General features: G+C 69.8%; 20 protein-coding genes. 13 read left to right on the forward strand and 7 right to left on the reverse strand.

From position 1 onward, the window contains the following. Positions 1-133: 133 nt before the first annotated feature. The 13 genes from AB2385_RS10780 (at position 134) to AB2385_RS10840 (ending at position 16,732) form a co-directional block, all read left to right on the forward strand. Complete coding sequence (locus AB2385_RS10780) at positions 134-1,036, forward strand: ABC transporter ATP-binding protein (RefSeq protein WP_367654995.1); 903 nt, start codon at positions 134-136, stop codon at positions 1,034-1,036. Further along, entirely contained in the window at positions 1,029-2,255 is a 1,227-nt protein-coding gene (locus AB2385_RS10785; protein ID WP_367654996.1) for an ABC transporter permease, read from the forward strand. Before AB2385_RS10780 ends, AB2385_RS10785 begins: the two co-directional genes overlap by 8 nt. 428 nt (positions 2,256-2,683) lie before the next feature. Continuing rightward, entirely contained in the window at positions 2,684-3,607 is a 924-nt protein-coding gene (locus tag AB2385_RS10790; RefSeq protein WP_367654997.1) for an ROK family protein, read from the forward strand. Between the two features lie 2 nt (positions 3,608-3,609). Continuing rightward, entirely contained in the window at positions 3,610-4,992 is a 1,383-nt protein-coding gene (locus AB2385_RS10795; RefSeq protein WP_367654998.1) for an FAD-dependent oxidoreductase, read from the forward strand. 129 nt (positions 4,993-5,121) lie between these two features. Further along, positions 5,122-6,633, forward strand: coding sequence for a DUF4127 family protein (locus AB2385_RS10800; protein ID WP_367654999.1), 1,512 nt, complete (start codon positions 5,122-5,124; stop codon positions 6,631-6,633). 93 nt (positions 6,634-6,726) lie between these two features. Next, positions 6,727-9,414, forward strand: a complete 2,688-nt coding sequence (locus tag AB2385_RS10805; protein ID WP_367655000.1) for a glycoside hydrolase family 3 N-terminal domain-containing protein — start codon at positions 6,727-6,729, stop codon at positions 9,412-9,414. 59 nt (positions 9,415-9,473) lie between these two features. Next, on the forward strand, positions 9,474-10,820 hold the full coding sequence (locus AB2385_RS10810) for an alpha amylase family protein (RefSeq protein ID WP_367655001.1): 1,347 nt from the start codon (positions 9,474-9,476) through the stop codon (positions 10,818-10,820). 235 nt (positions 10,821-11,055) lie between these two features. Continuing rightward, the gene (locus AB2385_RS10815; protein ID WP_367655003.1) at positions 11,056-12,378 is read left to right on the forward strand and encodes an ABC transporter substrate-binding protein; all 1,323 of its coding nucleotides are present in this window, start codon (positions 11,056-11,058) and stop codon (positions 12,376-12,378) included. Positions 12,379-12,466: 88 nt separating this feature from the next. Continuing rightward, a complete protein-coding gene (locus AB2385_RS10820) occupies positions 12,467-13,414 on the forward strand; it encodes a carbohydrate ABC transporter permease (protein ID WP_367655005.1) in 948 nt (315 codons plus the stop codon). Beyond that, entirely contained in the window at positions 13,411-14,262 is an 852-nt protein-coding gene (locus AB2385_RS10825) for a carbohydrate ABC transporter permease (RefSeq protein ID WP_367655006.1), read from the forward strand. The genes AB2385_RS10820 and AB2385_RS10825 overlap by 4 nt, the downstream gene beginning before the upstream one ends. Before the next feature lie 32 nt (positions 14,263-14,294). After that, entirely contained in the window at positions 14,295-15,155 is an 861-nt protein-coding gene (locus tag AB2385_RS10830) for a MurR/RpiR family transcriptional regulator (protein ID WP_367655007.1), read from the forward strand. Between the two features lie 46 nt (positions 15,156-15,201). Then, positions 15,202-15,903, forward strand: a complete 702-nt coding sequence (locus AB2385_RS10835; protein WP_367655008.1) for an N-acetylmannosamine-6-phosphate 2-epimerase — start codon at positions 15,202-15,204, stop codon at positions 15,901-15,903. Positions 15,904-15,916: 13 nt separating this feature from the next. Beyond that, the gene (locus AB2385_RS10840) at positions 15,917-16,732 is read left to right on the forward strand and encodes an MBL fold metallo-hydrolase (protein WP_367655009.1); all 816 of its coding nucleotides are present in this window, start codon (positions 15,917-15,919) and stop codon (positions 16,730-16,732) included. Between the two features lie 82 nt (positions 16,733-16,814). Here the strand turns inward: AB2385_RS10840 and AB2385_RS10845 are convergent, their stop codons facing one another. From AB2385_RS10845 to AB2385_RS10875, 7 genes are all read right to left on the reverse strand, one after another. Next, positions 16,815-17,840, reverse strand: a complete 1,026-nt coding sequence (locus AB2385_RS10845; protein ID WP_367655010.1) for an SGNH/GDSL hydrolase family protein — start codon at positions 17,838-17,840, stop codon at positions 16,815-16,817. Between the two features lie 144 nt (positions 17,841-17,984). After that, positions 17,985-18,950, reverse strand: coding sequence for a GNAT family N-acetyltransferase (locus AB2385_RS10850; RefSeq protein ID WP_367655011.1), 966 nt, complete (start codon positions 18,948-18,950; stop codon positions 17,985-17,987). 2 nt (positions 18,951-18,952) lie between these two features. Continuing rightward, positions 18,953-20,524 (reverse strand): SGNH/GDSL hydrolase family protein, encoded by a 1,572-nt coding sequence (locus tag AB2385_RS10855; protein ID WP_367655012.1) that lies wholly within the window; start codon positions 20,522-20,524, stop codon positions 18,953-18,955. 50 nt (positions 20,525-20,574) lie between these two features. Then, positions 20,575-21,963, reverse strand: a complete 1,389-nt coding sequence (locus AB2385_RS10860; RefSeq protein WP_367655013.1) for an MFS transporter — start codon at positions 21,961-21,963, stop codon at positions 20,575-20,577. A 707-nt stretch (positions 21,964-22,670) separates the two neighbouring features. Then, positions 22,671-24,131 (reverse strand): nicotinate phosphoribosyltransferase, encoded by a 1,461-nt coding sequence (locus AB2385_RS10865; protein ID WP_367655014.1) that lies wholly within the window; start codon positions 24,129-24,131, stop codon positions 22,671-22,673. 106 nt (positions 24,132-24,237) lie between these two features. Beyond that, entirely contained in the window at positions 24,238-25,113 is an 876-nt protein-coding gene (locus tag AB2385_RS10870; protein WP_367655015.1) for a LysR family transcriptional regulator, read from the reverse strand. Positions 25,114-25,358: 245 nt separating this feature from the next. Continuing rightward, positions 25,359-26,645, reverse strand: coding sequence for a hypothetical protein (locus AB2385_RS10875; RefSeq protein ID WP_367655016.1), 1,287 nt, complete (start codon positions 26,643-26,645; stop codon positions 25,359-25,361). Positions 26,646-26,879: the final 234 nt, after the last annotated feature.

Consider the following 26,879-nt stretch of genomic DNA (forward strand, 5'->3'; position numbering starts at 1 on the left):
CGAGCCGGCGGCCCGCCGTTCCTGCCGCCCACCTCCCCCGGCAGGAGGGAGGTCGCGGGGAGTTCCACTGAACCCAGGTGGCCTCCCGGCCGGTCTCTTGGACGGTAAGATCTTTGAGGAATGGAGGGGTTTTGTGACGCTGGAGGTGCGTAATGTATGCAAGTCCTTCGGCTCCGTCCGGGCGGTGCAGGACGTCTCGTTCACCGTACCGGCGGGCCGGGTCTGCGGGCTGCTGGGCTCCAACGGCGCCGGCAAGACGACCACCATGCGCATGATCATGCGCATCCTGCTGCCCGACCAGGGCGAGATCCGCTGGCAGGGCCAGCCTGTCACCGATGCCGTGCGCGCCGGTTTCGGCTACCTGCCGGAGGAGCGTGGCCTCTACCCCAAGATGCAGGTGCGGGAGCAGCTCATCTACTTCACGCAACTGAAGGGGCTGAGCCGCGGCGACGCCGCGCGGCAGGTGGACACCTGGATCCAACGACTTCAGCTGGGCGAATACGCCCGGCGGCGGGCCGAGCAACTCTCCAAGGGCAACCAGCAGAAGGTCCAGTTCATCGCGGCCGCAGCCAGCCGCCCCGCACTCTGTATCCTGGACGAGCCTTTCACCGGCCTGGACCCCGTCAACACCCTGGTGATGGAGGAGGCCTTCCGCACCCTGGCCGCGGAGGGCACCACCATCCTCTTCTCCTCGCACAACATGGACCAGGTGGAGGCCCTCTGTGACGACGTGGTGCTGCTCCACCGGTCAAAGGTGGTCCTCGCCGGCACCCTCCGGGACGTGAAGCGGGCCGCCCGCCGGCAGACCGTGCGGCTGCGCATTGAGTCGGGCGACTACAGCTTCCTGCGCGAGTTCCCCGGCATCCGCACCCGGGCTGCCTCGGGCGGGGCGATCGAGATCACCGTGCCCGAGGGCGTGGACCCCAACCGCATCCTGCAGCGCGCGCTGCAGGCCGACACGGTGACGGAGTACTCGCTGGGCGAGCCGTCGCTGCGGGAGATCTACATCGAAAAGGTGGGTGGGGCGGATGCGTAACCTCTGGCTCGTGACCCGGCGTGAGTTCCTGACCCGCATCCGATCGGGGGCGTTCATCACCAGCACCGTCCTGATGATGGTGACCCTCTTTGCGGTCACGGCCATCCCCTACCTCATGGAAGGCGGAACGCCCAAGCCCCTCGTCGTGACCGTGGTGGACCGGACCGGCCGGCTTCTGGAGCCCCTCCGGGAAGCCGTCGCCGCCAACCAGGGCAGCCGGGGGGTGGAGATCAGGGCCGGGGAGGGCGACGACGAGGAGCTGATCGCCGAGGCCCGCGCGGACGAGACCGCTTTGCTGATCATCGAGGGGAACTATCCCGGCGACCTGAGGGCGCGCTTTCTCGCCAGCAGCGTGCGTGACCTGGGCGACTCGGGCCTGGTCACCGGGCCCCTGGAGGAGCTGGTCCGGGCCGCCCGCCTGGCCGAGCGGGGGCTGCCTGTCGAGGTGGCCAGGGAGGTGATGGAGCCGCTCACGGTGGAGGAACTGCAGCTCACGGCCGATGAGGAGCGGACCTCCGACCAGTTCGCCGGCATGATCTTCCTGGTGATGGGCGCCATCGTGTCGGTCTACCTGATCACGGTCATGAACAGCCAGTTCGTCTTCCAGGGCGTGCTGGAGGAGAAAGTGTCGCGGGTCGTGGAGGTGATGGCGGCAGCGGTGCGCCCCGCCGAGATGATGGCCGGCAAGATCCTCGGCCTGGGCCTGCTGGGCGTGGTGCAGTACCTGGCCGTGATGGTTGCCTGGGTGGCCGGCAACGCCCTGACCACCAGCGCCCTGGGGGTGCCCTCGGGCAGCATCACGCCGGGGGTTGCCCTGCTGATCATGCTCTTCATCGTGCTGGGTTACGCGCTGAACTCCTCGGTGCTGGCCGCGCTGGGGGCCACCATCAGCCGCATGGAGGACAGCCAGACGGTGGTGACGCCGGTGCTGCTCCTCATGATGCTGCCCATGTTCCTGATCGCCCCGGTCTTCTCCGATCCCAGCGGCCCCCTGGCCACCGTGCTCTCCTTCGTGCCGATCTGGACGCCCATCACGATGCTGATCCGGGTGATGCTCTCCGATGTGCCGATGGCCCAGGTGGTGACCTCGGTGGTGCTGCTGGCGGCCACGACGGCCATACTGGCCTGGGCCAGCGGCCGCATCTACCGCGCGGCGCTGCTCACCTTCGGCACCCGGCCCAGCCTGAAGCAGCTCTGGCAGTACCTGAAGGCCGGCTAGGGCGTGCGAGCCGCACAGCGGGGCTGCAGGCTGGGCGTCGTCGAATGGCAGTGCGAACCCCAGAAAAACGGAACCGTGGCCCGTGGAGGTTGACCGGGCCGCGGTTTCCGTTTTCTGGTATACCGGTGCGTGGATCCTCGGGCACGCAGACCGCACGGCCCAGGCTCCCGCTCGTCGACCGCGTATCGCCCCCACCTGGCACTCGCTCACCCCCGGTCGAGGTGATCGCCTGCATCCGGACCGGGTCTGCCCTGGTGATCCGTTGGGGCCGGGTGCCTCAGAGGCACAGCGCCGGCGCACACCCGACCGGAGCCGATCGGAACCTGGAATGGAGGGATTCTCCGCATTATCGCGACGCGAAAGGAGGAAAACTCCACATTCAACGAGAATGTTGGTGGCGTGAACCTGTAAGGGAGGAGGGACCCGCCGTGACCGAACGCCTGGCGCTGGGCATCGACATCGGCGGCACTTCGTGCAAGCTGGCCCTCATGGATTCGTCCGGAGGGCTTCATCATATGGGCGACATCCCAACTCGCGCCCGGGACGGCGGCGAGGTGCTGATCAACCGGCTGATCGAGGCGGCAGGGCAGCTCCTGCGCGCGGCGCCGCCCGGATCGGTGGCCGGCATCGGCATCGCCTCGGCGGGCCAGATCGATTTCGCCACCGGCATCTGCCGGTATGCCACCGAGGCGTTGCCCGGCTGGACGGGGATGGACATCGGCCCGCGCATGCGGGCGGCGTTCGGCCTGCCGGTCTGGGTGGAGAACGACGCCAACGCCGCGGCCCTGGCGGAACTCACCTACGGCGCCGGGCAGGGGCTGAGCGACCTGATCTGCCTCACCCTCGGCACCGGCATCGGCGGCGGGGTGGTGTCCGGCGGCCGGCTGGTGCGGGGCGCGCACGGCGGCGGCGGCGAGCTGGGACACATCCCCGTGGAGCCCGGCGGCGCCCCCTGCTCCTGCGGAGCCCACGGCTGCCTGGAGGCCTACGCTTCGGCCACCGGGATCCTCCGCCTGGCGCGGGAGGCCGGTCTCGCCGCCGAGTCCGCCGCCCAAGTCTACGCCCTGTCCGCCGCGGGCGACTCCGCCGCCCGGGCCGTCACCGAGCGCGTTGCCCGCTGGCTCGCCCAGGGCATCGTCGCCATGGTGGCCGCCTTCGACCCCGAGGCCGTCCTGATCGGCGGCGGCGTGTCGCAGGCCGGCGCGCTCCTCTTCGAACCCCTGCGCGGGCACCTCGACGCCCATCCGTTCGTCCGGGGGCGCTGCCAGGTGCGCCCCGCCGCGCTGGGTCCCCGCGCCGGCGTTATCGGCGCCGCCGCCCAGGTGTTCTTCTACCACAATCGGGAGGACTGATCATGACCACGACCTATCAGGAGTCCGCGCGCACCATTCCCGTGGCCCGAGCGGTGGACGTGCTGGTGGTGGGCGGCGGTACCGCCGGCGTGTGCGCCGCCATCGCCGCTGCCCGGCAGGGAGCGAAGACGCTGCTGGTGGAGGCGGCAGGCTTCCTGGGCGGGAGCCAGACCGGCGCGCAGGTCTGCCCCACCATGCCCAATCACGTGGACGGGGTGCCGCTCAACGCCGGCATCGGCCTGGAGATCATGCGCCGGGCCGAGGAGGCGGGCTGCGGCTGGACCCACACCGGGCAGCCCTGGTTCGACCCGGAGATGCTGAAGGCCGTACTGGACGAGATGGTGCTGGAGGCGGGGGCGGAGCTCCTGCTGCAGACCCTCACCGTGGGCGCCATCGTGGCGGACGGGGCGATCCAGGGCGTCATTGTCGAGAACAAGTCGGGCCGCCAGGCCATCCTCGCCCGACGGGTGATCGACTGCACCGGCGACGCCGACGTGGCCGCCCTGGCCGGCGTGCCGATGATGGCCGGGATGGAGGAGGACGGCACCCACCAGGCCATGTCGCTCCGGTTCACGGTCGACGGCATCGACCTGGAGCGGTTCTGCCAGTTCCACCGTACCCTCGGCGGCCCGGCTGAGATGCACCCCACGGTGCCCATGGTGCACACGGCCATGGTCTGGGGCCGGGGGTGGCCGCTGGAGCCGGTCTTCCGTCAGGCGGTGGCGGACGGCGTGCTGGACGAGAGCGACGGCAACTACTTCCAGTGCTTCGGCCTTCCGGGCCGGCCCCGCGCCCTCGCCTTCAACTGCCCCGAGATCCCCCTCCGGGCCGACGGCACGAACGCCGACGACCTCACCTGGGCCTTCGTCGAGGGGCGGCGGCGCATCCGGCGGCTGATGCGTTTCTTCCACCAGTATCTCCCTGGGTTTGAGCAGGCCCACGTCGCCTCGGTGGCCACGCAGGTGGGCGTGCGGGAGAGCCGTCGGATCACCGGCGAGTACGTGCTCGACCTGGACGACATCGTCGCGTGCCGGAAGTTCCCGGACGGCATCGCCCGCAACCGCTACCCGGTGGACGTCCACGGGCCCAAGCAGTCGATCAACGAGGAGAAGCGGAACCTGATCTACCTGCCGCCGGGCGAGTACCACGAGATCCCGTACCGGTGCCTGGTGCCGCTCAAGGTGGACAACCTGCTGGTGGCGGGCCGCTGCCTCTCGGCCACGTTCGTGGCGCAGTCGTCGGTGCGGGTTCAGTCCAACTGCCAGGCCATGGGCGAGGCGGCCGGCGTGGCCGCGGCGCTGTCGCTCCAGAAGGGCATCACCCCGCGGCAGCTGGACGGGGCCGAACTGCGGCAGGTGCTGCGGGAGAAAGGTGCGAGCCTGTAGCCCGACCGGCGTGACCCGGGCGACCGGTATGCCCGTGACCCGATGTCCGGAGGCCGGCGCACCCGGCGCCGGCGGCGCGAGCGCACGGCAGCGGTAACCGAACACAACTTCAGCAGGAGCGGAAACCCCATGCGCATTCTCCTGATTCCCGTGGACGCCCGCCCGGTCACCCGCGACATCGCCGTCGAGGTGGCCGCCGTGGCGGGCATCGAGGTGATGGTCCCGCCCAAGGAGATCCTCGGCTTCCTCAAGCAGCCTGCCGACCTGCCCGCCGTGCGGGCCTGGACGGACGAGCACCTGCCGCTGGCCGACGCCGTGGTGGTGAGCCTCGACCTCCTCGGCTACGGCGGCCTCTGCCCCTCCCGCTTCGGCGGCGTGACGGAGGAGGAGGTGAAGGCGCGGCTGGCCCCGGTCTTCCGGCTGAAGGAGGAGCGGCCGGACCTGCCGGTCTACGCCTTCAGCGCTACCATGCGCATCCCCGCATACAACAGCGACGCCGAGGAGCCGGAGTACTGGGCCACCTACGGCTACGACCTGTGGCGGCTCTCCTTCTACGACGACAAGTTCCGCACCACCGGCGACGAGGCGGCCCGGGCCGAGGCGGAGGCCGCAGCTGCCCGGGTGCCGGCCGAACTGGTGGCCGAGTTCCGGGCCCGTCGCGCCCGCAACTTCGAGGTGAACCTCTACGCCCTGGAGATGGCGGAACAGGGGCTCCTCGACCTGATCGTCTTCCCGCAGGACGACACCAGCGAGTTTGGCTGGAACATCGCCGAGCAGCGGCAGCTCAGGGAGGAGATCAACCGGCGGGGGCTGGGCATGAAGGCCCTCATCTATCCCGGCGCCGACGAGGTGGGGCTCGCCCTGGTGGCCCGGGCGGCCAACCGGGCCATGGGCACAACGCCCCGGTTCTATCCCTTCTACTCCTCCACGAAGGGCCCGCTGATCCACGCCCGCTACGAGGACCGGCCCCTGGGCGAGACCGTGAAGGGGCAGATCTTTGCCTGCGGCGGCCTGCTGGCCGACTCGCCGGCGGACGCGGACGTCCTGCTCGCCGTCAACACCCCCGGCGACGCACAGGGCGAGGCGCCCGAGCCCGCCCACCGGCGGCTGGTGGATACCGCCGGCCGCAACCTGCCCGAGTTCGTCGCCCGCATCGCCCATTACCTGGCCGCGGGCCGGCCCGTGGCGGTGGCCGACCTGGCCTACGCCAACGGCGCCGACGCCGCCCTGATTCCCCTGCTGGGATCGGCCGTGAACCTGCCGGACCTCGAGGCGTACGCCGGCTGGAACACCGCCGGCAACGCCATGGGCACCGTGGCGGCCCACGCGTCGATGCGCCACCTGGGCCGCCGCACCGGCCGGCTCAACCAGACCGCCCACCTCTCCTTCCTGCTGAAGCGGTTCGCCGACGACTACCTCTACCAGGTGCTGGTGCGGACGGAGGTGCGTGCCGCCTTCGGCGTGGACCAGCTGCCGCCCGACCGGCTGCTGGCGGAGACGGCCCGGCGGCTGGAGCCCGCCCTGCGGGAGTTCCACGCCCGCTACTTCGCCCGGGCCGGCGAGCTGAACCTGAAGGAGATTTACCTGCCCTGGAAGCGTTCCTTCGAGGTGGGCCTGGACCTGGAGGTCACCGCCCGCTGAAGGGCGGTGACCGACGACCCCCGAGGTCATCGGAGGCCTGCCCGGCCATCAGCCCCTTCCACCCGGGGCACTCACAACTGGAGGTTGCTTACGATGCCAACCACGGCCCATCCCGCGGGCTTCGCTCCGGACTGGCAGGTTCCCGACCCGTCCCGGATGAGCCCGCTCGAACTGGCGGGGCAGATGACGCAGATCCAGGTGCCCGGCCAGGCGTGCACGCCGGAGACCGCGGCTTTCCTCGCCCGCTACCGCGTCGGCTCGGTGATCCTCTTCAGCGGCAACGTGGCCACCCCGGCGCAGGCTGCGGCCTTCACCCGGGGGCTGCAGGAGGCCGCCGTCGCGGCCGGCCTGCCGCCGCTCTTGCTCGCCATCGACCAGGAGGGCGGCGCAGCGTCGGTGGTGCAGCAGGGCGTCTCCCACCCGCCGTTTCTCATGGGCATCGGCGCGAGCGGCGACCCGGCGTTCGCCGAGGCCGCCGGCAGGGTGCTGGCGCGGGAGGTCCGCGCCATGGGCTTCCACTGGCTCTTCGCCCCGGTGCTGGACGTGAACTGCAACCCGGCCAACCCGGTGATCGGCCCGCGCTCATTCGGCAGCGACCCGAACCTGGTGGCCAGCATGGGCGCCGCCTTCGTGCAGGCGGTGCAGGCAGAGGGCGTGCTGGCCTGCGGCAAGCACTTCCCGGGCCACGGCGACACCAGCCTGGACTCCCACCTCGCCCTGCCGGTCCTGCCCCACGACCGGGACCGCCTGGAGGCGGTGGAACTGTGGCCCTTCTGGATGGCCATGGCCGTCGGCCTCGGCTCGCTCATGACCGCGCACGTGGTCTTCCCGGCCATCGAGCCGGAGGGGGTGCCGGCGACCCTGAGCCGCCGGGTGCTCACCGGGCTGCTGCGGGAGGAGATGGGCTACGACGGGCTCGTCATCACCGATTCGATGGTGATGAACGCCATCAAGGAGCACTACGGTACGGCAGAGGCGGCCGTGCGGGCAGTGCTGGCGGGGGCCGACATGGTGATGGCCCTCGGCGACCTGGACCGGGCGGCCACGACGATCGAGGCCCTGGCCGCGGCCATCGCCGACGGCACGATCCCCCGGGAGCGGGCCGAGGAGTCCGTGCGGCGGGTGCTGGCCGCCAAGGACCGGTACCTGCGGGAGGGGCCGGCTCCTCGGGAGGCGGCTGGCACCGGAGGAGAAGCACCCCGGCGCGGGCACGGCTACGCGGCCGCGTGGGAACAGCCTGGCGGCCGGGCCGCGTGGGTTCAGCCCGGCGACGTGTCGGTCTGCGACTCGGCGGAGCACCGGGCCGTGGTGGAGGTGCTCTGCCAGGCGGCCGTGCGCCCCGTGAACGGCGAGCTGCCCCGCCTCCGGGCCGGAGAGCGGGTGCTGGTGCTGGCGCCGGAGCGGGTGGAACGGCCGATGTCGCTGGACTTCTCCTCCCCGCTGGCCGACCTGGTGGCCGCACTGCAGAGCCGCGGCGTGCGGGCGGAAGGGCGGGACACCGGCATGGATCCCGACCCGCAGCGGGTGGCCGCCCTGGTGCAGGGGGCCGATGGGTTCGACGCCGTGCTGGTCTGCTGCACCGAGAAGGCGGCTCTGCCCGACGGCCTCCGGGCCCTGGCCGACCGGCTGGAGGGGCACCCCGGGCGCGTGATGATCTCGATGGGCAGCCCCTACCCCGTGGCCGAGTACCCCGTGGCCGTCTGCTGCCACGGCCGTTTCCGGCCCTCATGCGAGGCCCTCGCCCGGGTGCTGACGGGGGAGGGCGCCCGGGGCGCAGACCCGGGGCTCGCCGGCAGGGCGGAAACCGCGTCCACCCCGGATGAGGTAGGCCCCGCCGACCACCTGCGCGTGCGGGCGGTGCGGGTGGAGCCCGACCCGCCCGACGACCTGATCGACTTCTGGGCCGAGGTAGTGGCCGAACTGAATGCCACGCCGCTCGACCTGGAACTGCGGCTTCTCGACCCAGACGCCGGGCGCGGGGAGTGGTACGCCACCTCGCTGGGCGGCCGCCGAATCGGGGGCACCTTCACCATCCCGCCCGGCCCCTGGCGTTCCCTGCGGCCACAGTGGGTTCGGGGCCACGGGTACGGCATCCCCCAGGGCAGCGAGCCTTTCGTGGTGGAGGGCGATCCGGAGTGGATCACCGTCACGGTAGACGTGCGGGGCTACGGCCGGAGCCGCCAGGCCGGCGACCCGGGCATCCCCGGCTGGGCGGTCCACGGTATTGAGGACCGGCGGGGCTACATTCTGCGGGGGGCCGTGGCCGACTTCATCCGCGCGGCCGAGGTGGCCCGGTCGCTTCCCGGCGCCGACCCCAGCCTCACGCTGCTCACGGGCGGTTCCATGGCAGGGGGCCTGGCGCTGCTGGCCGCCCCGTGGATTCGGAACCTGATGGGCGTCGTGGCCTCCGTCCCCACCTTCGGTGCCTACCGCCTGCGCGAGCGCCTGGTGAAGCGGGGATCGGGAGCGGAGGTGAACCGGCTCCTGGCCGCCGTCACGCCGGAGGAGCGGGCTGCCCTGGTCGAGAACCTGCGCTACTTCGACGTGGTCAACGTGGCGCCGCTGATCTGGGTGCCGGCCCTGATCGGGCTGGGCGTGCTGGATGACGTGGTGCCCGGCGAGACGGTGGCCGCCATCTACCACGCCCTCGGCAGCAGCGTGAAGCGGCTCCAGTCGTATCCCTGCTCCCACTCCACGCATCCGCTCGACCGACTGTGGGACGACTTCGCCCGGCTCTCGCTGGCCTGGGGGCGGGGGCTGGTGGCGCAGCGGCGCCGTTAGAGCATGCAGCCGGGGGGCGCCCTTACCGCCGCCCCGGTCTGTGAGGAGGAAAAACCAACATGGTCGAGACCCTGCCTCTGCATCCCGAACCCAAGATGATCTGGTTCGATCAGTCGGCCAACGCGCCCCGGCTCTCCACGCCGGCGGGGGTCGCCCGCATGGTGGAGCGGTGCGCCGAGGCGGGCATCACCGACCTGCTGGTCAACGTGCGCAGTCCGGACGGGCTCGCCCTCTACCGCAGCCGGCTGGTACCCCACCGCTCCCAGGTGCACGGCGACTACCCCGAGGACTACGACCTCCTGGCGCTTGTCCTGGAAGAGGGGCACAAGCGGGGGCTCCGGGTCCACGCGGCGCCGGACGTCTTCAGCGGCGGCCGCTGGTCGCACCACCACCCGGCCTACGTGGCCAGCCGGCATCCCGACTGGCAGTCGGTGGTCTACGGCCTCGACCCCGCCACCCTCCGGCCGGTCTGCCACCCGTACACCCGGGTGCCGCAGGGCCTCGTCACCGGCGTGCCCATCAATAATGAAGGCGTCGGCTTCCTGAACCCCGGCCATCCCGAGGTGCAGGAGTATCTCCTGGAGGTGCTGGAGGAGCTGGCCCGCGAGTACCCCATCGACGGCTTCTGCCTCGACCGGGGCCGGTACGACGGGCTGCACGTGGACTTCAGCGACCACACCCGCCGGGCGCTGGCCGGGCGGACCGGCGAGCGGCTGGACGGCCCTGACTGGCCGGAGTGGGTCTACCGCATCCTGCGGCCGGGGGAGGAGACTGTGCCCGCAGCGGCGCCCGCACCGGATACCCACGGCGGCGTGACGGGGTACGCCGCACCCGCCGGCGGCCTCGGGGTGATCCCCGGGACCCGCTGCGCACCGGGGCCGCTCTTCGGGGCCTGGCTGGAGTACCGGGCAGCGACGATCCGGGACTTCTTCGCGGCGGCCCGGCAGCGGGTGAAGGCGATCCGGCCCAACCTGTTCTTCGGCGACTACACCGGCTCCTGGTATCCGCTCTACTACCAGGTGGGGGTCAACTGGGCGAGCCGGCGCTATGATCCCGGCCTGCCCTTCCTGCCGCCCACTTACGCCGACACCGGCTACGCGGAGCTGCTGGACTACCTCTGCAGCGGCTGTTACTACCCCGAGGTGACGGTGGAAGAGGCCCGGGCCAAGAGCTCCCCCGCCGACTGGTACAGCGTGGAGGGCGCCGCCGACCTGGCCGGGGCGGCCGTCATGGGTGCCACCCCGGTGATCGCTTCGCTCTTCCTGCAGCAGTACGAGGGCAACGTGGCGCAGTACCGGAAGGCGATCGCCGCCTGCCGGGCCCGCTCGGCCGGCGTGATGCTCTTCGACCTCTGCTACGTGGACGGCTACGACTGGTGGGAGGCGACTCGGGAAGCGCTGGCGTGAAAAGGGTGCGGCCCCCGTGTACCGAGGTGAAAAGGAGTATTCCTCCGCGCCTCATTCCATTTTGTCGTCGAGAAGCGGAGATTTCCTCCGAAAGTTGTACTCGCGAAGGAGGAATCCACCGTGCAGGCGGAGAATCCTCCATTCAGACCTGGAGGACAGGCGCCGCGATCGGGCCAGGGCGCCCAGCCGCCAGGAAAGGGCTCAGGATTCACACACTCTGAGGAGGTGCCCATTGATGTTCTCTAAGGCTCGCAAAGGCATGGCGCTCTCCATCGCCACCGTACTCGCCCTGGGCGTGCTGGCTGGCTGCGCGGGTAGCGGCAACAAGGGCGGCGAGACGCCTGCGCCGTCCGGCGGTGGTCAGCAGACCGGGCAGAAGAACCCGGTGGAGATCCAGTTCTGGACGATCTCCCTGTCCCCCACCTTCGATGACTACATCAACGGTCGGATCGCCAAGTTCGAGAGCGAGAACGAAGGCATCAAGGTCAAGTGGACCGACCTGCCGTACGACGCCATCGAGCAGAAGCTGCTCACGTCCATCGGCTCTGACGAGGCGCCCGACGTCGTCAACCTGAACACCGGCATGGCCCTGAACATGGCCCAGAAGGGCGCGCTGGTCGACCTGAAGGCCGAGGCGCCCGAGACCCTGTCGATCTACCAGGAGAGCCTGCTGCAGGGTGCCACCTTCAAGGGCGGCGTCTACGCCTATCCCTGGTACGCCACGTCCGCCCTGCTGATCATGAACACCGACATCATCAAGGCCGCCGGCCTCGACCCGGCCAACGCCCCCACCACGTGGGACGAGATGACCGAGTGGGCCCGCACCATCAAGGAGAAGACCGGCAAGTACGCCTTCATGCCGGACCGCAACATGGTGCAGTTCAACATGGCGGGCGTCGAGTGGCTGAACGAGGACAAGACCAAGGCCACCCTGAACACCCCCGAGGCCGTCGCCGTCTACCAGCGGATGCGTGACTGGATCGAGCAGGACGTGATCCCGCACGACTCCATCACCAAGAACTACAACGAGGCCCTGAACCGCTACATGGCGGGCGAGCTGGCCTTCCTGCTGACCGGCCCGCAGTTCCTCACCCGGGTCCGCGACAACGCCCCCGAGATCTACGCCGTCACCGACGTGGCCCCGTACATCCTCGACAAGGGCAAGAAGCTGCAGGCCTCGCTGATGAACGTCGTCGTGCCGAAGGCCTCCAAGAACCACGAGGCTGCGATCAAGTTCGCCAACTTCATCACCAACGACGAGAGCCAGCTCGAGTTCGCGAAGATCGTGAACATCCTGCCCTCCACCAAGGAGGCTGCCAAGGATCCGTTCTTCAGCCAGGACACCGGCAACCCGCTGGAGGACAAGGCGCGGAAGATCACGGTTGACCAGATGGCCATCTCTTACGACTTCACCCTGGGCATCGGCGGCAAGCAGAGCAAGGTCCACGAGGCCTACCTGAAGGCCCTGGAGCGGGTCATGCTCGGCGAGATCACGGCCCAGGAGGGCGTGGACTGGCTCGAGGAGCAGGTCAACAACATCCTGGCCCAGCCCGAGTAAGTCTCCTGAACGCACGGAGGCCGGCGGCATCAAGGCAGCCGCCGGCCTTCCTTCAAAAGGTTTCACTTTCCAATCAGGGGGGTTGTTTATGGGCACACTGGCTTCCCCCGGGGCGGCAGGTGTGGACACGAAGCCTTCCTTCGGATCCCGCCTGCGCAAGTGGTGGTCCGGCATCGACTGGCGTACCACCGGCGTGGCGTACCTGTTCATGCTCCCGGCCCTGGTGATCATTGCGCTCTTCGTCTTCTGGCCGATCATCTACGGCCTGCCCCTGGCCTTCACCAACTACTCGGTGGTGGGCGAGACCCGCTGGGTCGGCCTGGACAACTTCCGGCGCCTGATGAGCGACCCCTACTTCTGGGAAGCGCTGAAGAACAGCGTGCTCTACGTGGCGGTGGTGCCGGTCATCCAGATCGGGGCCATCCTCCTGGCGGTGCTGGTGAACCGCCCCCTGAAGGGAGTGGGCATCTTCCGGACCGCCTACTACCTGCCCGTCGTCACCTCGTCCATCGCGGCCGGCATCGCCTGGAAGTGGCTCTACGACTACAAGGGCATCATCAATGCCCCGCTCCTGCAGTGGGGGATCATTGACAAGCCCATCTACTTCCTGAGTGACACGCGCCTGGCCCTCTGGTCCGTGATGGCGATGACCGCCTGGAAGGGGTTCGGCTACTACATGGTAATCTACCTGGCCGGCCTCCAGTCCATCCCCAAGGAGCTGGAGGAGGCGGCGGCCATCGACGGCGCGGGGAAGGTCGGCGTGCTCCGGCACGTGACCATTCCGCTGCTCAAGCCCTTCGCCCTGATTGCCACCCTGATGTCGGTGATGGGCGCCCTGCGGGTGATGGAAGAGGTGATGGCCATGACCGGCGGCGGGGCCGGCACCAACGTGGTGGCGCTCTACAGTTACCAGACTGCCTTCCAGCACTTCGAGTTCGGCTACGGCGCCGCCCTCGGATGGGTGATGGCCCTCATCATCTTCGCCTTCTCGCTCATCACCTTCCGCCTCAACAAGGGAGGGTTCAGGCCAGAATGAGCAGCATCGCCCTGAAGCGGGCCGGCAAGGTCCGCACGGTGATCAAGAATGTCCTCCTGTACCTGCTCATGATCGCCATCGCCATCCTGATGGTCTTCCCTTTCCTGTGGCTGCTTTCCACCTCGTTCAAGACGCCGGGTAACGTCTACGCCTTCCCGCCGCAGATGATCCCGCGGCCGGCGACGCTGGCCAACTACATCGGCGTGGCCAAGATGGTGCCCATCTTCCGGTACCTCCGGAACACGGCCATCATCACCACCCTGGGCGTGGGGCTCAACCTGACGTTCAGCACCCTGGCGGCCTACCCCCTGGCGCGGATGCGCTTCCCGGGCCGGGACATCATCTTCGGCGCCCTGCTCAGCACGATGATCATCCCCAACGGCGCCGGCATGATCGTCAACTACATGACCCTGCGCACCCTGCACCTGACCAACACCTTCCTGGGCGTCGTCCTGCCCAGCGCCGCCACCATCTTCTCCATCTTCCTGCTCCGGCAGGCCTACACCACCATCCCGAAGGAGCTGGAGGAGGCCGCCCGCATTGATGGAGCGAGCGAGTTCTTCATCTGGTGGCGAATTATGGTACCATTGATTCGACCGACGCTTCTCACCGTGGTCATCTTCGACTTCATGGCGCACTGGAACTCCTTCATCTGGCCGGTGGTCGTCATGAAGGATCCCAACAACTACCCGCTGGCGGCCGGCCTGCTCTACCTGCAGGGGCAGTTCTCCTACAACTTCCTCTACCTGGCCGCAGGCACGGTGATCTCCATCACCCCGATGATCATCCTCTTCCTGCTGCTGCAGAAGTACTTCATCAACGGCGTCGCCGGAGCCGTGAAGGGATAGCGGCATCGTGAGCCGGTGGAGGTGGCGCGACGATGGCCAGTGCAGAGCCTGGTACGGGCTTGCTCTTGCGGATCCAGTCGATTCACGGGTCGCTGACCAAAGCCGAGCGGCGCGTCGCAGACGCGGTGCTTAGCGACCCCCAGGCGGCGATCTTCGACTCGGTGACCGACCTGGCCGAAAAGGCCGGGGTGGGCGAGACGACCGTGCTGCGCTTCTGTCGGACCCTCGGTTGCCGCGGCTACCAGGAGTTCAAGCTGCTGCTGGCCCGCGACGAGTCGCTCGGGGCCCGCAACCTGGGGGAGGACCTCGAGGAGTCTGACGACCCGGGCGCCATCCTCGCCAAGGTGACGCAGAACAACGCAGACGCCGTGTCGAAGACCGGGGCCCTGCTGAGCCCCGCGGCGGTCGACCGGGCCGTCGAGGCCATCCGGCGGGCGCGCCGGGTGGAGATCTACGGCGTGGGCACGTCGGGCGTGACCGCCCTGGACGCGATGTACCGCTTCCGCCGGATCGGCATCAACATGACCGCCATCCCCGACCCGCACTACGCGGCGATGTCCGCGGTGCTGCTGGGGCCGGAGGACGTGGCCATCGGCATCAGCCACTCCGGCTCCACCAAGGACACGCTGGCCGCCCTGCGGGCGGCACGGCAGGCGGGCGCCACCACCATCTGCCTCACGGCCCATGCCCGCTCGCCCATCACGGCCGAGGCGGACATCGTCCTCCTCACCGCACCCCGGGAGGCGCCGCTGGAGGGCAGTTCGTTTGCGGCGAAGATCGCCCAGATCCACGCGCTCGACGTGATCTACGTCGCCCTCGCCCTGCGCGACCGGGAGCGGTCGCTCCGGCTCACCGAGAAGACGGCGAGCGCGGTGGTGGACCGGCTCGTGTAGCGGGCACGGCCGTGGACCCCATTTTCAGCGAGAAAGAGTGGATTGGATGAACGACGTCATCGCGACACTCAAAGGAGGGCTGATCGTTTCCTGCCAGGCGGAGCCGGGCGACCCCCTCTGGGGGGTCGAGCACATGGTCGCCCTGGCCCGTGCAGCGCACGTGGGTGGTGCGGTGGGGATTCGCACCAACTACCCCCAGCACGTGCGCGCCATCAGGCAGGCGGTGCCCTTGCCGGTGATCGGACTCTATAAGAAGCACTACCCCAACTCACCCGTCTATATCACCCCGACGATGACCGAGGTGCGCTCCATCGCCGACGCCGGGGCTGACATCGTGGCCGTGGAGTTCACGGACCAGCCCCGGCCTGACGGGCTCACCAACGCCGAACTGCTGCGTCAGATCCGCCTGGCCTACCCCGGCCTGCCGGTGATGGCGGACATCTCCACCCTGGGGGAGGGCCTGGCGGCGGCACAGCTGGGGGTGGACCTGGTCTCCACCACCCTGAGCGGCTACACCTCCTACAGCCGCCGCCTGGAGGGCCCGGACCTGGAGCTGATCGCTGAACTGGTCAGCCGGATCTCCGTCCCCGTGGTGGCGGAAGGCCGGTTCCGGGACCCGCAGGACTGCGCCCGGGCCCTGGAACTGGGGGCGCACGCCGTGGTGGTGGGCACCGCCATCACGCGGCCGCAGACGGTGACCGCCTGGTACGTGGACGCCATGCGCTCGGTCTGCACCCGGGCGCGGTAGGGAGGCGAGGCCCGTGGAGTTGGTGATCATGGGCACTGCGGCCGCAGAAGGCTGGCCGGCCGTCTGGTGCCGCTGCCAGTACTGTCAGGAGGCGCGCCGGCGCGGGGGCAGGGATGTACGTACCCGTGCCGGCGCCGTCGTCGATGGGGTGCTGAAGATTGACTTCGGCCCTGACACGTACATGCAGGCGCTCCAGCAGGGGATCGACCTCACCCGGCTGGAGCACCTGATCGTCACCCATGCGCACGGCGACCACTTCGCTCCGGGCGACCTGGCCCTGCGGGGTACGGTGTACGCCCACGGCCTGGAGCACGACCTCACCGTCTGGGCCGGCGACCAGGCCCTGGCCATGGCCCGGCAGGCGCTGGCCGTGGAGCGCACCACCGGTGTGGTGCTGCGCCGGGTGCGGCCCTTCGAGCCTTTCGCCGCGGGCGACTTCCGCATCACGCCGCTGCTCGCGGACCACAACCCGCTGGAGACCTGCTACCTCTACCTGATCGAGCGGGGAGGCCGTCGCCTCCTCTGGGGGCTCGATACCGACCTCTTCCCGGAGGAGACGTGGGCCTACCTGGCGAACCGGTCGCCGCTGCACGCCGTGGTGCTGGACTGCACCAACGGGCCGCTCACCTTCCGCGGCGGCCACATGGGCATTGGCGAGGTGGTCGCGGTGCGGCGCCGGATGCTGGCCAGGGGCATTGCCACGCCGGAGACGCGCTTCGTGGCCACGCATTTCTCCCACAACGGCGGGCTGCTGCACGCCGAACTGGAGGAGCGGCTCTGCCCGGAGGGGTTCGCCGTGGCCTACGACGGGATGCGCGTTCAAATCTGAGAGAGGTCCGCGTGACACAAATGGGATCGTACGCAACAGGCCCGGGGCAAGCCGCCCCGGGCCTGACTTGTCGATGGCCGGCCTACAGCCCCAGCACCGAGCGCAGCACCGGCTCCAGCCGCCGGGCCATCAGGGCGAAGCCCAGGTCGGTGGGGTGGACGCCGTCCACGTAGGCGCCCTCCGTCTGCGCGTCCAGCAGCCAGGCGCCGTCGATGAAGGTGAGCCGGTCGTCGCCCTCCCGGATGCCCCGGCGGTAGGCCTCAAGGATCACGCGGGTCTGGCCGAGCCGCTTCGCCCGCACCTCGGGGCGGTACAGCTCCTGCGGGAGCTCCAGCATGCTGACCATCACGATGGGCACGTCGGGGTGCGCCTCCCGCAGCGTGCGGTAGAAGGGGTAGTAGACCTCCGCCAGCTCCTCGGGGGTTTCTACGTTGCAGTGGAAGTCGAGCACGTAGCAGGCGGGGTCCAGCTCGGCCAGGAGCGCGGCCATCTCGGGCTCGCCCAGGCCGTTGCCGGAATAGCCCTCGTTCACCACCTCCACGTTCAGCAGGCGGCCGAGGGTGTTCACGTAGCCGTTGCCGGGCCGGGTGGCACAGGCGCCCTGGGTGATGGAGCTGCCGTAGAAGACCACGGGCTTCGGCAGCGCGAACGGGGTCGGAGGCAGCACCTGGGCCCCGGGGCTGAGCTCGATCTGGAGGCTGGTGAGGTCGTTGTAGGTGGGCAGGTAGAGCGTGTACTCCCGCACCTCCGGAGTGAGGCCTGCAAACAGGTCGCACTCGTATGTGGGGTCGTCCCCCAGGGGCGTGGTGCTCACCCAGTAGCGCTGCCGGCCCGGGCCGCCCACGTAGACGTCGATGCCGCTGTGGCCGACCCGGGGCATGTTCCACATGTGCACGTGCTCGCTGTGGCTCACCCGCAGCTGCATCGAGGTGGTGTCGGAGCGGAAGCGGATCTGGCCGCCCGAAGGCATCTGGGCCAGCCACCAGATCGGCGGACGGACCTGTCCTTTCGCCCGCTCCGGCAGGCGCAGGAACTTGCCCCGGTTCTCGGCCAGCCACGGGAGCCCGGCGACCTGCAGGCGGGGGTCGGTGGCGTCGATCCATGTCATGGCGTGTTCCCTCCAGAGATCGAGTGGAGCGATGGGTGCAGGAACTGTACGCCCCGGGCGCGTCGGCAGGTCGCACTGCGAACCTCGCGTCGGCCGACCTGGCCGGCCACGCCTGCGGCGAACTGCGGGCCGGACGGGCGGGCGCTACTTGAACGAGGCCATCACGTACCACTTCCAGGGGCGGAAGCCCACGATGCCGTAGAAACGGACCAGCCCGGTCCAGTCGATCACGGCGCTCTCGACCCCCCGGTTGCGCAGCTCGGCGATGGAGGCCGAAAGCAGCCCGAGCCCGATGCCCCGTCCCCGCTGGGCAGCGCCCACCCCGATGGGTCCCAGGCCGCCGTGGGCGCCCGGGAAGAGCGGGGCCCAGTAGATGCCCGGCCCGAACCGGCGGGACCGCGGCGTATGGATCCGGGCGAAGCCCACCACCTGCCCTTCGTCCAGCGCCAGCATCACGTCCTCCAGGTTCCCGCCCCGGCTCAGGTGCTGCTCCATCTCCCAGGCCCAGCGGCCCGGGAACTCCTGCCGCATGAAGGCAAGCACGGCTTCCTGTTCCCCGTCTTCCATCGGACGGTACATCACCGATGGCGAGCGGCGGAAGGCCTGCAGGGCCGCCTCCGGGTGCGTGTAGGCGGCGATCTCGTGGCTCACCAGATCGCAGGAGAGACCGCCCAGCTCGGCCCCCCGCCGGGCGAACCAGTCCAGGGCCTGGCGGCACTCGAGCGGAATCCCGGGGAAGAAGTGGCCGGGGTCGCTGCCGATCCCCACCGGCTCGGTGGAGAACTGGCGCAGATGGGCCAGGGCGTCCCGCAGGAGGCCGGTGCCCACGCCCTGCCCCTGGAACTCGGGATCCACCACCAGGGCCGAGATCCAGCCCTTCTGGTCGGCGGGCAGGTTCCCCATGGGCGCGGTGCGGCGCTTCAGCGCGATGAAACCGACCAGCCGGTCGCCCTTCAGGACGGCGCGGCTGCCCTCGGCGTCGAAGTTGGGTTCCTCCCAGAGGTTGGCTTTGAGGAGCGCCGGGCGCATCGGGAAGTGCGCGCCCAGGGCGCGGTTCCACAGGTCCACGGCCTGGGGAAGCAGGTCGGGGGTCAGCAGTAGGGTGCGCATCATCATTCCCCTTTCGGTTGCAGGTAGGCGGTGGCAAAGAAGTGCCAGTCCCCGATGCCCTGGTGAACCCGGAGCAGCAGGTGGTTTGCGCCCTTCCCCACCGGGAGCCGGTATTCCTCCTGTCCGGGCGCCGATCCCCGGAAGACCGGCACGTCGGCCACGCACCGGCCGTTGAGATAGAGTCGGTAGCCGTCGTCGGAGCCAAGGCGGAGGAGCAGTTCGCCGTCTGCGGGGGCCGCGAAGGTGCACTCGGCGTACGCCACTGCCTGGCTGAGCGGGCCGAAGAGGGGGAGCAGGTCCACGAAGCCCTCGGGGCCCTCGGCGGCGACGGTCGCACCCTCGGGCGGGGCGGGCCGCGCCGGGTTGCCGCTCTGGCCGCGAGAGCCGCCATCCTGCTCCCGGGGCCCGGCCTCCTGGCCAGTCCCGTCGGCCGCGGGCTCGGGGGGGAAGCGCTGGGTCGTGAGCAGAACCGGCGAGTCGGGACGGTACGGGCCAAAGACGCGCCAGGGTCCCAGGGAGATCGGGATCTCCGGCCTCGCCTCCACCGTGAACGGCTGCTGCAGCAGATTCCGCCGGCGGGTCTCCAGGTCGGCCGCGGCCGCTGCGAGAGCCGCGGCGGCCGCCGGCGAGCGGTTCTGGTCGCAGCCCAGGGGGCCGCAGGTGCGCCAGGCCATGCGGTCCAGCTGCCAGAAGGCCTGGCTCAGTGCCATCACCGCCCTGGCCCGGGCGGTCAGGCCGCCGCCCCGGAGCGGCACGCCGCTGTCGAGCTCCTCCGCACTGAAGTTGCCGGTGCGCACCCCGTCCACATAGACCGAGTAGCGCCCCGGCTTGAGGGGCGCGGCGCTCCGCCAGGGGAGGACCGGTTCCGGCGTGCCGTCCTCCAGCAGCGTCGCCCCGGCGGGCACTCCAGCGGGCACGGTACTTCCGGACGGCCCGGAAGGCTTCGCACCACCGGCGCTCCGCACCGGTGCTCTCCCATCGCCGCAGTGCATCCTCTCCGCCCAGCCGGTGAGGCCCAGTTGCTGGGCCGCGGCGCGGGCCATGATGACGTGGCCCCGGGGACCCGGGTGGATGCCGTCCGGGCTGAGCCCGGGCCCCGCCGCGAGGGTCGGGTGGAAGAAGTCCACGAACGGCACGCCCTCCCGCTCGGCCACCGCCCGGCAGCGGTCGGTGAGGAGGGCCAGTGTCTCGTTGTAGCCCGCGAGCACCGGGTCGCACGCCTCGTCCACGGCCGGCGGCGAGCAGAGAACCGCCCCGGCCCCCAGGGTCCGGGCCCGCCGGGCCAGCGCGGTCAGGGCGGCCTCGTAGCCATCGGCGATTTCGGGGCAGGGCGGCAGATAGCGGCCGTCGTTCATGCCGAAGGCGATGAAGACGTGCGTGGGGGCAAGCGGGGCCGCGTCGCGGTCGAAGCGGGCCAGCCCGTCCTCGGCACGGTTGGCGGCCCAGCCGCGATTGCGGATGGTCAGCGTGGGCTCCTGCCAGAGGAGCAGGTTTTCCAGGTAGAGGGTCCAGCCGTGCTGCTCGGTGATGCTGTCGCCGTAGAAGAGCACGCGGTCCCCGGGCCTCAGTTTCACGGGCGGATCACGCCTTTCCTGCATTCAGTTCTTGGCTTCCGGGCCTGCCCTCATTCTTTCCCCGCCTGCATGGCTGCGCGCACCTGCGGTCGGACCAGGCCCCGCCAGAGCAGGGCAAGCAGGCAGTACGCCCCGATGGAGAGCCAGAGCAGGGGGAAGAGACCGCTGCGGTCCGAGATGGCGCCGCCCAGCACCGGTGCGAAGAATCCCCCCAGCCCGTTTACGGCCGAGAAGGCCGCCAGGTAGATGGGCCGGTCGGTGCGCGGGGCGATGCCCAGGTTGACGTTGAACACAACCAGGCCCTGCAGGGCGCCAATCAGCCCTTGCAGGACGAAGACGAGGTAGAGGAGCAGCGTGGAGTGCGGCCCGATGGCGAACCAGCAGGCCGTGGGGATGATGCTCAGCCACGGCAGCACCCCGAGCACGGCCTCCTCGCCGAAGCGGTCCACCACGCGACCGAGGACCAGGTAGGCCAGGATGCCCGTCGCGGTGCCCACGGCCGAGACCTGCGTCACGAAGCCGTAGCTCAGGTTCAGCACCTTGAGCATCTGGACGGCGTAGAACGGGCTCACCATCGACCCGGCCATGCTGAGGCCCGTGGTGAAGAGCACCGCCACGAGGAATGGGCGTGACCGGAACGGGAGGGCCAGGTGGCGGAGCGCCCCTTCGGGCTTCCGCCGGACGTAGGCGGGCTCCGGCTGCACCAGGAAGGTCGCGACGTCCAGCAGGCCGATCAGCAGGGCCATCAGGTAGAGGGTCCGGAAGCCTTCCGAGCCGGGGTGCGCATCGAGGTAGTGGCCGGCCCAGAGCACGGTCCCGACGGTGGCCACCTGGGTCACCGCGTTGCGCAGGCCGAAGTAGCGGCCCCGCAGCTCGGGGGCGACGGTGTCGGCCATGATCGACTGCCACGCCGGCCCCGAAAGCGAGATCCCGAGGTTGGCCACGAAGTAGACGGCGAGGTAGGTCCATACCCGCACGCCGGCAGGCAGGAGCAGGGGAATGAGTCCGGCCAGCGGCCAGAGCGTGCGGTGGAGGAAGGCCATGGCCAGCATGAAGGGCTTGCGCCGGGGAAGCAGCGCCAGCACGTAGGCCGCGAAAAGGGTGGAGAGGCTGCTGAGCGGCCCCAGGGCGGAGAGCAGTCCAATCTGGTTGTTGGAAGCGCCCAGGTGAAGCAGGAAGGCCGTGAGCAGATTCCCGCTGATGGCGCCGGAGAAGACGGCGAACAGGCCGCCCTCGACGAGGGCGGCGCCCATGGCGAGACGGGTCTGCGCCGGGGTGAGGCCGGACGGAGACGATGACGGGGGAGCCTGCGATTCGACGGTCCGGGTCAGTGGCTTGCTGCGGCTTACCTGGGGATCGCCAGGTGGGGTCCGTGCCTCGGTGTGGGGGCTCGGGGACCCACCAGGGCCGGTCTCTGACGGCGCTTCAGGGTGTGGCAAGGCGGAAAGCCTCCTGGCGTGTTGCGATATGACCTTCTTCCACCGTCGTCGGTCATTTCCTCCTGCCTTAGTTGCTGTAGTGGAGAATTCCTTCGTACGGAGGCACTTCGGATCGGGGTCTTCCTGGAGGTTTCCGCGAATGGCCGGGACAGCTCACGCCTGCCTGCCTTTCGGAGCGACCGAAGCAAGGCCTGAGACTGTGCGCGCAGATCGTTGAGGGATGAAGTGACAGAAATTCGCACGGGGTCCGGGCGGAAGGGTACGAAAATCTAACAGAACTGGCTGTCGGGTGGGCTGGTGGGCAGGACGGGGGTCGGGCAACCCGATGGTTAAGGGATGAAGTGATAGAAACTCGCACGGGGTCGGGGAGGAGGGGTACGAAAATCTAACAGAACGGGCCGCCGGGTGGGCTGGTGGGCATTACGGGGGTCGGGTGGCCCGATGGTTGAGGGATGAAGTGACACAAATTCGTACAGGGTTGGGGGGGAGGGGTACGAAAATCTAACAGAACGGGCCGCCGGGTGGGCTGGTGGGCAGGGCGGGGGCCCGGGCACAGGTGGCAGACCGTCGGGAGCTGCTGGGCACGGGCCCGGGGCAGATCCCGAGGCGGTGAGGGGAGGGACGATGCGAGACCAGAGCCCGGAAACGCCAGAGGGGCCGTCCCGGAGTCACATGCGGCGACTCTGGGACAGCCCCGAAAACCCCGTTCAGTGCCGGGTCATGGCGTCCAGCATCTGCATCTTCAGCTTCCACAGCGGCTCCGACAGGTCCACCTTGTAGGCCGCCGGGTTCGTGAGCCGCTGGATCTCCTCGTAGAAGCGCTGCCGCTGTGTGGCCACGCGCTCCCGGGCCTCGGCGGTCACCTCGGCGGGGGACCGCCGGGGAATCGCCCGCCGGCCGTCGCGGACATACGTGATCAGCAGGTTCTCCACTTCGAAGTTGCGCAGGCACGTGCGCTTCCACGTGTGGACGGGGTCGAAGATGAGGAAGGGCTGATCGGGCTTGGGCAGCGGCTCATCGGGCAGCATCAGCAGGTCGGCGAGGTAGTAGCCCGTCTCCCGGCAGCGGAACCGGATCAGCTGCTTCGGCCCGCCGGGGTGCGTGACCTTTTCGGGGTTCTCCGAGACCTTGATGCGGGGCGACCAGGCCCCGTTCTCTTCCACCGCCGACATCTTGTAGACGCCGCCCAGGGAGGGCTGGTCGGCGGCTACCACCATGTTGGTGCCCACCCCCCACATGTCGATGGGGGCCTTCTGCAGCTTCAGGTCGCGGATGACATACTCGTCCAGGTCGCCCGAGGCGATGATCTGGGCGTCCTTGAAGCCCTCGTCGTCCAGGATCTTCCGGCACTTCTTCGACAGGTAGGCCAGGTCGCCCGAGTCGATGCGGATGGCGCCGATGCGGATGCCCATCTCCCGCGCCACGGCGATGGCGTTGGGCAGGCCCGAGCGGAGCGAGTCGTAGGTGTCCACCAGGAAGGTGGGGTTGCGGCCGAGCTTGATCTGGGACTGAGCCCAGAGGCGGAACGCCTCCTTCTCGTCACCCCCCAGCATCACCAGCGCGTGGGCGTGCGTGCCCTTGGCGGGGATGCCGAAAAGGCGGCCGGCCTCGAGGTTCGAGGTCCCGGCCACGCCGGCGATGTAGGCGGCCCGGCTGTGGTAGATGGAGGCGTCGCCCCCCTGCGCACGGCGCAGCCCCATCTCGAGGATGGGGTCGCCCTCGGCCGCCTCCACCACCCGGTAGGCCTTGGTGGCCACCAGCGTCTGCGGGTTGACGATGTTGAGGACGCGGGCCTCCACGTACGTGAGCTCCTCGATGGGGCCCACCAGCGTGATGATGGGCTCGCCGGGGAAGACGAACGTCCCCTCCGCCACGGCGTACATGTCACCGGTGAAGCGCAGGCCACGCAGGTGTTCGACGAACTCGGGCTCGAAGCCCAGCGAGGCGATGTACTGGAGGTCATCCTCGGTCAGTTTCAGGTTAAGCAGATAGTCGGCCACCTGGTTGATGCCGACGGCGAGCGCCAGTCGGCCCTGAAAGGGGGCCTTGCGGAAGAAGACCTCCTTGACCACCCTGCGGCGGTGCTGCCCGGCCAGCCAGTAGGCGCGCATCATCTCGAGCGCGTACTCATCGGCCAGGAGCCCTTCAGAAGGCGTGGGCGATTGCATGACTCCACCTGCTTTCGGTAAGTGGGCTGTCGGCTGGTGTCGGCAGCCAGTAAGAATGTTTTCAACGAAGAGGATAGCGCAGATGGTCCGCCGCGTCAAAGGCTCGTCACTGCTCGCGGTAGTGGCGCTTCACCATGTGGATGAAGGCCCGCACCGGCTCCGGCAGGGTCCCCTCAGCGCGCACGAAGGCCTGGATGGTCCGGACCGACCCCGGCCAGTCAGCAATGGGACGGGCGGCCAGCCGGCCGGCGCGCACCTCCTCCCGGACCGCGCTGGCGGGCAGGATGGTGACGCCCATCTGCAGCATCACCGCGGTCTTGATGGTCTCCACGGTCGGGTGCTCCACCAGGCGGCAGGAGACCCCGTGCTCGGCCAGGGCGCGCTCGACCTCGTGCCGCATGCCCGCCCTGGGCTCCAGCACCAGCAGGGTCCGGTCCCGCAGGTCCGCCAGCCGCTCCAGGGGCTCCGACTCGGGGTGGCTCACCAGCAGCAGCGGATCGGAGAAGAGTCTGATCGCCTTGGTCCCGGGCACGGAGACGTTGGTGGCGATGAAGGCCACGTCGGCCTTGTACTCAATCACCTGCTCCAGCGCGTCCCGGTGGTGGCCGGGCAGCAGCTCGACGGGGATGGAGGGGTAGGCCTCCCGGAAGGCGGCGATGACGGGGGGAAGGGTGTAGAGGGTGATCATGGTTCCGGCGGCGATGCGCAGGCGGGCGGGACCCCGGCCGGACGCCTCGGCGGCGGCGTGGCGGCAGGCAGCCACGGCCGCCAGGGCGGCCCGGGCGTGGGGCAGCACGGCCTGGCCGGCCGGCGTCAGCTCCACCCCCCTGGGGGTGCGGGTGAGGAGCACCGCGCCGAGCTGGGCCTCCAGAGCCCTGATCTGACGTGTGATGGCAGGCTGAGACAGGTGCAGCGCCTCGGCGGCCTTGCTCAGGCTGCCGGTTTCGGCGGCGGCGCAGAAGGCTTCGAGCAGGTGCAGCAAGGGAATTCCCTCCCACCGTTGGTGCCCTTCTAGTCTTCTGCATACCCCTTACCTGTCCCTACCCGCGTGGCTTGCGGGATGCAGGCCCGGGGGCGGTGTTGGAAGGCGCCTCGCGTCGCCCCGGCGCGGCAGGCGCCTGCAGAGGAGCCTGCAGGCGCCGTTGCCGAGGGCGTGACTCTGGGAGTGGGACAGATCGCAGACAGCTTCGAGGTGCAGCGCTCGGACCCGGAGGCGGTCTGCGGGCGTCAGGGCTGTGCCGCCGCGGGGGCGTCCAGGAGCGCCTGCAGCTGCTGCAGCTGCGTCGGGCTGAACGGCTGACTGAGCAGTTCCGCCCGGGCCCGCTGGCGGGCGGTCGGGTCCGCCTGCTGCAGGGCCAGTTCGTAGAGCACCCGCTGGCGGATCGTCAGGTTGCCCACCGGGGAGAAGACGTTGTCCAGCCCCAGCTGCACGGGCTCGTCGAGGGGAGCGTTCGCATTCCACCAATCGACGGTGCGCTGGGCCAGGCCGAGGTCGGGGAAGGTGAACGGCCGGTCGGTCCACGCCTCCCCCCAGGCCAGGGTGCGGTAGATGGAAAGCGCCCGGGCCGTCTGCCCGTTCAGCTGGTGCCAGCGGGCACGCAGGAACCGGACCTCGGGGTCACGGGGCGTCTCCTTCTCCAGCCCGGCGAGCAGGCGGTCCATCCGGGCCAGGTCGACGGCTGCGGGCGGCATGCGGCTGCCGGCCAGGTTGTACCAGAGGATCGCCAGGTGGTCGGGCCGGCGTTCCTCGGCGGCCACCTCGTCCACGGTTGCCGTGCCGCCCCACTCGGAGGCCTGCCGGACGACGATGTTGGGCACCGTGGCGAGGAAGAGGTCCAGGTCGGGCTTGTGGGCGGCGCCGATCAGGACGGCCACCCGCTGGCCTTCGTAGTCCGCGGCCATGTTCACAATCTCCCGTGCGATCATCAGGTTGCGGTAGAGCATGTAGCGCCGCCCCGCTTCGTTGTAGGGATTGGGATCGGCGTCGCCGTTGGCGTAGGTCTGGTTGACCGCGGCGTGCCACTCGGGCAGGTCGGCGAAGAGGAGGGGCGGCACCTCCCAGGACGCGAGGAGATCCGCATACGACATCGACCCGGCGTCCGTCTCCACCCACGGCCAGGCGAGCGCACTCACCTGCTCAGCGGTGTCGGGCACCCAGTCCACCGGCCGGACCTCCCGGCCCTTTTCGCGGGCCCAGGGCACGGCTACCCCGTAAGACTCGTAGCTGATCTCGTAGTACACGTCGTGCTCAAACCACTGCGGCGGCGTCTCCACGCCCACGGCGGCGGGGTTGATGCGGTTCAGCAGCGCCCGCAGCCTGGCCGGGCTGTGGTCCGCGAACTCCAACTGGGCCGAGTGCATGGTTCCGATGATCACCACTTCGGTCGGCTTCGTGGGGTACCGGGGCGATTGGAGAGTGTCCGACGCTGCGATGGCCGGCGACGCAGCCAGGCCGGCCAGGGCCGCGCAGGTGACCAGCACCGCGGCGGCGTGCTTAAGCCTATGCCAGAACATCTGGGGGCCTCCTTCCACGGGGTTCTGCCCCCAGTGTAGCGGCCGCGGTGAGGGACTTCCTGCGAATTACGTGACGGATGCGAACTTCTTCCTTACAGTTTTGCAAGATGCACTTGCAACGTTTCGCCGTGTGTCCGGATGAGGGCAAGGCAATCGCCGGGCCCGAAGGCCGTTGCTCCCTGGCGCCACGGGTGGATGCGACGGGTCCCTCCGCAACCCCGCCGTCCCCTTCTC

Source organism: Symbiobacterium sp. (assembly GCF_040797425.1).
Taxonomy (GTDB): Bacteria; Bacillota; Sulfobacillia; order Symbiobacteriales; family Symbiobacteriaceae; genus Symbiobacterium.